Below are 3,131 nucleotides of genomic sequence, written 5' to 3' on the forward strand. Positions count from 1 at the left end.
AAAATACCCTTAATGACATGGTAATAAGATTGACGGGGATTGTCAAGGAATTTCTTTGTTTCCATTACTGCAACTAAAACTCGCACCTAAAAAGGTGCGAAGTAGGAGGCTATTTATGTCCAATAGCTACATGTTATTAAGCTAATAAAAGATTTGCAAATGTTTTTTAATTAACTATGGAAAAAAATTCATCTGCGTAAGAATTTTTCATGGCATTCAATGTATTATAGTCTGTAAAATCTAATTTTATTGGTGTAATAGTGATCAATCCCTCCTTGATTTTGCCTACACTACCGCTACCTGAGTGCTCTCGAGACCAATTTAAACTTAAAGAACCACTCGAATTTTCAGTAATAGTTAAGTCTACATCAATGTCATATTCACCTTGCTCAGCAAATTCTACTCCTCTCACTTTTTCTGTAGCAGGAAAATTTACACTCATCGCTATATTTTTAGGCCAGCCAACCTCAACTAGTTTAGCAATAACCTTTGGTGCAAAAACCTCTGTATTGTGCCAGTTTATTTCCTTACGATATAACTGTTCCTTGTGATATAACTGGCTTAGCGCAATAGAAGGTATGGATCTCGCAGCTCCTTCCATTACAGCGCCAATTGTTCCTGAATAACACACGTCGTTCCCAACGTTTGACCCAATATTTACTCCAGATAATATTAAGTCTGGCTTTTTATTCATAACCTTATTTAGCGCAATAATAACACAGTCTGCAGGGGTACCAGACATACTAAATTCTTTTTCACCATGCTGATTTATTGTGATAGGCTGCTTCACTGGAAAATCAAGAGATCTTGCTGCTCCACTCCTATCAGTATCTGGTGCTACCACCCATATTTCTGATGCAAAATTTTGTGCAATCTCTTTAAGTAATTTTATTCCTTCACTTTCAAAGCCATCATCATTTGTTATTAGTATTATCATATAAAATTCTATATAGTTCCAAAGTTATGATAAGTAATTCCGGTCACTGATTGCAAACAAATATATCGCTATTAAGTCGTGCAACTATCTACGGCTTCTGTTGCCTGACGTTATCGAACTCATGAAATTCATAGCTTGACGAAAAAACTAATCTGCCCCCATATTTGTGCACTAGTTTCAGTATTTGGAGATAATTGTATATGACCAATTTAGAAAATTTGAAACGAGAACTTGCCGAATTGCAAATGCAGATAAATCATCATGATGTCTTATATCACAAAAAAAATAAGCCGGAAATCACTGATGCTGAATATGATGAGCTGAAGCGAAAGGTAGCTGAAATAGAAGCACAACTTCCAGAAATTGATGTAACACAAAATGGCGTTGGTGCTGCACCTGATGAGAGATTTTCCAAGGTGGAACATCAGGAACCTATGCTTTCCCTTGAAAATGCTTATGATGAGGAAAGTGTAGAGAGATTTTTATCTAAGATAAAGAGGTTTTTAATTGAGGATGAAATAGAGATATTATGTGAACCAAAAATTGATGGGTTGTCGTTTTCTGCAATTTACGAGGATGGAAGATTTGTTAGAGCCGCAACTCGAGGTGATGGTTTTGTAGGAGAAGATGTCACTCACAATGTTGAAACAATAAAAGGTTTTCCTAGAGTTTTACCTGGTGTAAAAGGCAGATTAGAAGTAAGAGGTGAAATATATATCAGTAACAGCGACTTTTTAAAGTTAAATGAAAACAATGAGTTTGCCAATCCTCGAAATGCAGCTGCTGGTTCTCTAAAGCAACTAGATGCAAGCGTTACGGCAAGTAGACCACTTAGATATTTTGCTTATTCTTTGATTGGTGGAACGGAGAAAACCCAGAGTGAAGTACTAGAGAGACTTGAGGCACTTGGTTTTTGTGTAAATGAACATCGGTCCTTAACAAGCAGTTTGGATGGAATGCTGAAGTTCTATAACGAAGTCTATAACTGTCGCTATAACTTGGATTATGATATCGATGGAATAGTCTATAAAGTAAATGATCTGGTGCTGCAAAATCGTCTGGGAAGTACTCACAAAGCACCGCGCTCAGCGCTTGCATACAAATTTTCTGCAGTTTATGCAAAGACAAAGTTAAATAAGATATTTATACAGGTGGGTAGAACGGGAGTTTTAACTCCAGTTGCAGATTTAGTTCCAGTCAATATTGGTGGAGTGCTAGTTAGTAGGTCAAGCCTGCATAACCAAGATGAGATAAAACGTAAAGACATAAGAGAAGGAGATATTGTAACAATCAAAAGGGCAGGAGACGTGATTCCTCAAATTGTTAGAGTAGATGAAGGTTCTCGTCATGCAGATGCACCTGAGTTTGTATTTCCTGAAGTATGTCCTGAATGTGGTAGTGAAGTACAAATTGATGGGGTGGCAGTAAGGTGCTCTGAGGAGTTTGTCTGCAGAGCACAAATAATAGAGAAGCTGAAGCATTTTGTATCGAAAGACGCATTTGATATTGTTGGCCTTGGTGAAAAGCAGATAAAGTTTTTTTATGACCTTGATTTGGTAAAGCAAATCCCAGATATTTTTACCTTGGGAGAAAAATTAAATGAATTTAATCTGGAAGAACAGTCTGGCTGGGGCGAGAAATCAATAACTAATTTATTAAATGCTATACAAAGCAGAAAGGTAATAACTCTAGATAGGTTTATATTCTCTTTGGGTATTAGATTTATTGGCCAAGTTGCAGCAGCATTGCTTGCAAATTATTATGTCTCTTATGATAACTGGTATAGCTTGATGATCAAACTGTTATCAGATGATGCTGAGATAGTGCTAAGACTGAAATGACCCAAATTTTCTGCATTTTTGCTCAAATGCAGATTTTGATATTGAATTGATATGCTAAAATTGATATTGAGCCGAACTTGAAGCTGGAGCCAGCTCCCCACCCCTCTGGACAAAACTGCTAAATGTTGAAGCAAAAACACACATTGTGTTTAGAATATTTTAATGCATCATAAAAAATCTTCAAATATACTCTGGAAGAAAATAATAAAACAATAAAAATTGATAAAGTATTATTTATCTCAACATGAAGAAAATACTTTTTTTTAGTCCATAAAATTCAATTTTAGTAACAAATAAAAAGTAGCTGCTTGGGTTACTAAGAATTCAAATAATTATAGAACCAAAGTGAAAAA

General features: G+C 35.6%; 1 protein-coding gene and 1 pseudogene. One reads left to right on the forward strand and one right to left on the reverse strand.

Features of this window, described 5'->3' with window-relative positions:
• Nucleotides 1–166 precede the first annotated feature (166 nt).
• Nucleotides 167–937 (reverse strand): 5'/3'-nucleotidase SurE, encoded by a 771-nt coding sequence (gene surE / locus HET73_RS06730; protein ID WP_174133341.1) that lies wholly within the window; start codon nucleotides 935–937, stop codon nucleotides 167–169.
• A gap of 200 nt (nucleotides 938–1,137) precedes the next feature.
• Between surE and ligA the strand changes: the two are divergent.
• Nucleotides 1,138–2,763 (forward strand): annotated as a pseudogene (gene ligA / locus HET73_RS06735) (NAD-dependent DNA ligase LigA); the annotation flags it as partial.
• Between the last annotated feature and the right edge of the window lie 368 nt (nucleotides 2,764–3,131).

The sequence above is a fragment of the Wolbachia endosymbiont of Atemnus politus genome, assembly GCF_013309895.1.

Bases quoted from the DNA above. Each gene is read 5' to 3' on its own strand.
- surE (WP_174133341.1), bottom strand. From the start codon at position 937: ATGATAATACTAATAACAAATGATGATGGCTTTGAAAGTGAAGGAATA.